The 4,912-nt window shown below is 42.1% G+C and carries 5 protein-coding genes; 4 read left to right on the top strand and 1 reads right to left on the bottom strand.

Annotation, left to right across the window (positions count from 1 at the left end):
* The 4 genes from mnmA to nadD form a co-directional block, all read left to right on the top strand.
* Positions 1–1,172 (top strand): tRNA 2-thiouridine(34) synthase MnmA (mnmA, locus tag ABZB17_RS20515; protein ID WP_372653155.1); only part of this gene is annotated, 1,172 nt, incomplete at its 5' end.
* 212 nt (positions 1,173–1,384) lie between these two features.
* Positions 1,385–2,260 carry a YicC/YloC family endoribonuclease gene (locus ABZB17_RS20510; protein ID WP_372653153.1) on the top strand — a complete coding sequence of 292 codons (876 nt, stop codon included), beginning with the start codon at positions 1,385–1,387 and terminating at the stop codon, positions 2,258–2,260.
* 51 nt (positions 2,261–2,311) lie between these two features.
* Complete coding sequence (gmk, locus tag ABZB17_RS20505; RefSeq protein ID WP_372653151.1) at positions 2,312–2,878, top strand: guanylate kinase; 567 nt, start codon at positions 2,312–2,314, stop codon at positions 2,876–2,878.
* An 87-nt stretch (positions 2,879–2,965) separates the two neighbouring features.
* Complete coding sequence (gene nadD, locus ABZB17_RS20500; RefSeq protein WP_372653149.1) at positions 2,966–3,589, top strand: nicotinate (nicotinamide) nucleotide adenylyltransferase; 624 nt, start codon at positions 2,966–2,968, stop codon at positions 3,587–3,589.
* A 15-nt stretch (positions 3,590–3,604) separates the two neighbouring features.
* Here nadD and ABZB17_RS20495 read toward each other — a convergent pair whose 3' ends face one another.
* Positions 3,605–4,378, bottom strand: coding sequence for a LuxR C-terminal-related transcriptional regulator (locus ABZB17_RS20495; RefSeq protein WP_372653147.1), 774 nt, complete (start codon positions 4,376–4,378; stop codon positions 3,605–3,607).
* Between the last annotated feature and the right edge of the window lie 534 nt (positions 4,379–4,912).

Raw genomic sequence — 4,912 nt, 5'->3', positions numbered from 1 at the left:
GGGTAGTAGTAGGACTTTCAGGTGGTGTTGATTCGAGTGTAGCAGCCTGGCTGTTAAAGGAGCAGGGGCACGAGGTGATCGGGTTGTTTATGATTAACTACCGCGAACGCGAAGGTGTGCTTACCAGTTCGTGTACGTGGGAAGAAGACTCGCTGATTGCCAAAATGGTGGCCAAAAAGCTCGATATCCCGTTTCATATTGTCGATTTGAGCGAGGATTACAAAAAACGCGTGGTGGATTATATGTTTGCCGAATACCAGGCCGGACGTACGCCAAACCCCGATGTGCTGTGTAACCGCGAGATTAAATTCGACACTTTTATGGAAGAAGCCCTGAAGTTTGATGCCGATTTTGTGGCAACAGGGCATTATTGCCGGAAAAGCGAGGTGGAAGTGGACGGAGAAACGATTCACCAGTTGCTGGCGGGTAAAGATCCGAATAAAGACCAGAGTTATTTCCTGTGTCAGCTGAACCAGAAGCAGCTCTCAAAAGCCATGTTTCCGGTAGGCGAGTTGTTAAAGCCTGAAGTACGCGAAATTGCGCGAAAGCAAAACCTGCCAACTGCCGAGCGTAAAGATTCGCAGGGTATTTGTTTTGTTGGTAAGGTTGACCTGCCCACCTTTTTGCAGCAGCAACTGGAACCCAAAGTGGGTAACGTTATCGAAATTCCGGCCCAATTCATGGAAAAGAAAAAGCAAGTAGAGGTTTCGGAAGAAAACTACAAAAAGCTGTGTTTTCAGTTTCCGTATAAACCGTGGAATGGCGAAGTAATTGGCGAACATCAGGGCGCACATTTTTATACCGTTGGGCAACGTAAAGGGCTGAATATTGGTGGCCGTAAAGAGCCGCTTTTTGTTATTGGCACCGATGTAAAACGCAATATAATTTATGTGGGCGAGGGCTTTGAACATCCCGGACTGTACCGCAAAGGTTTGTTCGTTGCTACAGAAAACATGCACTGGATACGCCCCGATCAGAAGATGGAAGTTGGCGAGAAACGCGATTTTGATATCCGCATTCGTTATCGTCAGCCACTGGAAAAAGGAACGATACACATGAAAGAAGATGGTGCCTGGTTTTTGTTCGAAAACGAACAACGGGGAATCACTTCCGGGCAATTTGCTGCCTGGTATTTGGATGATGAACTGATCGGATCGGGAGTGATCTTATGAGATAAAAGAGTTGAAGGACTGAAGGACTGAAGGATTGAGGGATTGAAGGGAAGGAATGCTTAAATGCGATAATGCTTTAATGATGATCCAGCATCAAGAATCCAAAATAGAGCATCCGGCATCCAGGATCGAGTATCCAGTTTTCAACATCAGGAATCCGTTCTGCTGTTTTTACAGACTTTATACTAAATTTGAATAAAAATTAATTCCAAATGATAAAATCAATGACCGGCTTCGGTAAAGCCGAATTCGAGGTAAACAACAAAAAGATTACCATTGAAATTAAATCGCTAAACAGTAAACAAATCGATATTAACACCCGGACTCCCGCTTTGTATCGCGAAAAAGATATTATTATTCGTAAAGCGATTGCCGAAAAACTGGTGCGCGGGAAAGTTGATTTTAACATATACGTGGAAAACCTGGGCGACGAAACCAACTCGAAAATTAACGAGCCCATTCTGAAAGGTTATTACAATCAACTGAATGAGATCAGCAAAGAACTGGGATTGGCTGTTGACCAAAGTACGTTGCAGGCGGCTATGCGTTTGCCCGATGTGGTAAAAACCGAATACGAAACACTCGACGAATCAGAATGGGGAACCATATACTCGAATATTCTGGCAGCGCTTGAGGACATAAATTCTTTTCGTGAAAAAGAAGGGAATGCACTTGAGTCTGATATTCTTGGCAATGTGGAGAACATCAGTAGTTTGTTAAAACAGGTTGAGCCGTTCGAGAAACAGCGTATTGATGCCCTGAAAGTTCGTTTGACCGATAATCTGGAAGCGCTGAAAATGAATGGCAATATAGATGAAAACCGTTTTGAGCAGGAACTGATCTTTTACCTTGAAAAACTGGATATTAACGAGGAGAAAGTTCGTTTGGCCAACCATTGCGAGTATTTCTTCGAAACCGCAAAACAAAACGGTGCATCGGGTAAAAAACTTGGTTTTATATCGCAGGAAATCGGTCGCGAAATCAACACCATCGGATCAAAAGCCAACGAAACCAATATTCAGCGTATCGTGGTGCAGATGAAAGACCATCTGGAGCGCGTAAAAGAACAATTGTTAAACGTTTTGTAACAAGGCAAAAGTTAAAAGATCTCGTAGCTAGCAGCTCGAAGCTAAATAATAATGAAGGGAAAATTAATCATATTTTCGGCTCCATCGGGAGCCGGTAAAACCACCATAGTAAAACATTTATTACAGCAAGGTTTCGATCTTGAATTTTCGATATCGGCCACCAGCCGTGAACCACGCCACACCGAAACACACGGTAAAGATTATTACTTTTTATCGGGTGAGGAGTTTTTGGCAAAAGTGGAAAACGACGAGTTTCTGGAGTGGGAAGAAGTGTACAAAGGAACCAATTACCGAACGCTGAAAAGCGAAGTGGAACGTATTCGCGAGCAAGGCAAAAATGTGGTTTTTGATGTAGATGTTGTTGGTGGTCTGAACATTAAAAAATACTATGGCGATGAGGCACTGGCTGTTTTTGTGCAGCCTCCGTCGGTGGAAGAGTTGCGTAACCGCCTGGTTGGCCGATCAACCGATAGCGAAGAAAAAATTGCCATGCGCGTAGCCAAAGCCGAGCACGAATTGAGTTTTGCCCCGCAGTTTGATGTGGTGATTATAAACGACAAGCTGGAAGATGCTTTTGTGGAGGCTGAAAAAATTATCACGGAATTTCTGAGAAAGTAAAAATATCCAATAATGAATGTTCAATGTAGAATTTCTAAATTTGGATATTGATTATTGAGTATTTAGCGTTGGGAGTTTTAAAAAGATATGAATAACCTGGTTACCGACATACTCGCACCCAAAACCAATCTGAAATTAACGATTGGGCTTTACTTTGGTAGCTACAATCCAATTCACATCGGTCATTTGGCTATTGCCAATTATATGGTGGAATACACCGATGTCGATCAGCTGTGGTTTGTGGTGTCGCCGCATAATCCGCTAAAAAAGAAAAACAATCTGTTGGATGATTACCAGCGTTTGGAGCTGGTGCACCGTGCTGTTGAAGGCGACGATCGGTTTCGGGCTTCAAATATCGAATTTAGTCTGCCAAAACCCAGTTATACGGTCGACACATTGGCTTATTTAAAAGAACAGCACCCGAACTATCATTTTAAAATATTGATGGGCTCGGACAATCTCGAAAACTTTCATAAGTGGAAAAATTACGAAACCATACTCGGTGATTACGGAATAATAGTTTATCCGCGCCCCGGTTTTGATCCGGATAACGTACAGGTGGAGAAAAACATCACAATAGCCAAAGATGCTCCGTTAATGGAAATTTCATCTTCGTTTATCCGTAAAGCCATAAAAGAAGGTAAGGATGTGCGACATTTTCTTCCGCAAAAAAGCTGGGAGTACCTGGAGGAAATGAATTTCTATCGCTAGCAATTTTCTCCCTTTCTAAATCACTCCTTCGCGAACGCAACGTGCAATCAATTCGGTGGTGTTGTTACAATCGGTTTTTTTCAGGATATTTTTTTTGTGGGTGTTAATGGTGTGTGGCGAAATATTTAGTATTTCTGCTATTTCTCCAAATGTTTTTCCTTTGGCAATGTTGCCCAGAATTTCTTTTTCGCGCGAAGTGAAAAGCGTGTGATAATCGAGCTTTACCGGATAAAAATCGTCATCGGTTGACAGCGAATAGTACGATGGAAGCCCATCTCCGATAAACGATATTTTATGGTCAATCTCCATATTCAGGTGAGTAACATCGGTGTGAATACCTAATACCTGTTGTACTTTGCCGTCCTCTGAAAGTGTGAGAGCTTTTGACTGCTGTAATATGGTTTTGTAATTTCCATTGGCATGACGCAGACGTAAAAGATAAACCACTTTGTATTTTAATATTTCTTCTTTTGCAATTCGGTTAAGCGTAAATTCTACTGCTTTTGCTTCCTTGCGTGACATTTGCTCCTGATCCTCGGGGTGCACCAGCTCAAACAATCGTTCAAGGCTCCAGTCTTTAGTGTTTACTCCTAAGACTGTTTCTATCCGTGAATCAACGTAATCCATTTCAAGGGTTTCGAAGTTCATGATGTAGTAATAGAAGCTTCCGGGAGTAAAGAAATTTACTACTTGTTCAATGATGTTTAGGTACAATTCCGATTTAACCGGGTGTTTAATTTTGTTGGCCTCCCATGCTTGTTTTATTCTGTTTAAACTTGTATTGTCCATGTTTTTCTGTGACTTTCAAAAAATCTTAAGCCTTCTCAAGGTACGGAAAAATACCCAATATTGGGTATTTACTTTTTGGCTTTACTACTATAACTTGCAAAAGCTTTAAAAAAAAGCAAAAAACAAGAATTAAGACGTTCTCCGGTCACACGAAATTTATAAAAGCAGGATTCCAGGCTCCTGCTTTTTTTTCTGAAAGTCCTCATCATTTTATGTGTATTGCCGTTTGAGTTTCGTCCGGGAAAACCATCTGGCTTCGATCTGCTTTCTTCATCGGACGATTTCCCTTTGGTCATTTCATCCCGGCGCTACGCACCGGATTATTCACAGTAAACGCTTCCCGCGTCATAAAATCTTGCAATTGCAACCTTGCAGGTCAATAAACTCGTCTAAACTTTGTAATTCAGTTCAATATCCCGAAGGGATAAAATGTGACTAACCCCGGGTGAAACCCGGGGTTGATGTGCGGTAATTTAAAGGCGCAATCAGTAAGCTATTCATCGCACAATCGTTGTGTGCGCCTTGTAATCCGGC

This window comes from Draconibacterium sp. (genome assembly GCF_041583095.1).
Classification (GTDB): domain Bacteria; phylum Bacteroidota; class Bacteroidia; order Bacteroidales; family Prolixibacteraceae; genus Draconibacterium.
This window is presented reverse-complemented; position numbering and strand designations above follow the sequence as displayed.

Excerpts from the sequence above, each read along its gene's own strand:
- ABZB17_RS20510 (WP_372653153.1), top strand. The coding sequence starts at position 1,385 with ATGATAAAATCAATGACCGGCTTCGGTAAAGCCGAATTCGAGGTAAAC.
- gmk (WP_372653151.1), top strand. The coding sequence starts at position 2,312 with ATGAAGGGAAAATTAATCATATTTTCGGCTCCATCGGGAGCCGGTAAA.
- nadD (WP_372653149.1), top strand. The coding sequence starts at position 2,966 with ATGAATAACCTGGTTACCGACATACTCGCACCCAAAACCAATCTGAAA.
- ABZB17_RS20495 (WP_372653147.1), bottom strand. The coding sequence starts at position 4,378 with ATGGACAATACAAGTTTAAACAGAATAAAACAAGCATGGGAGGCCAAC.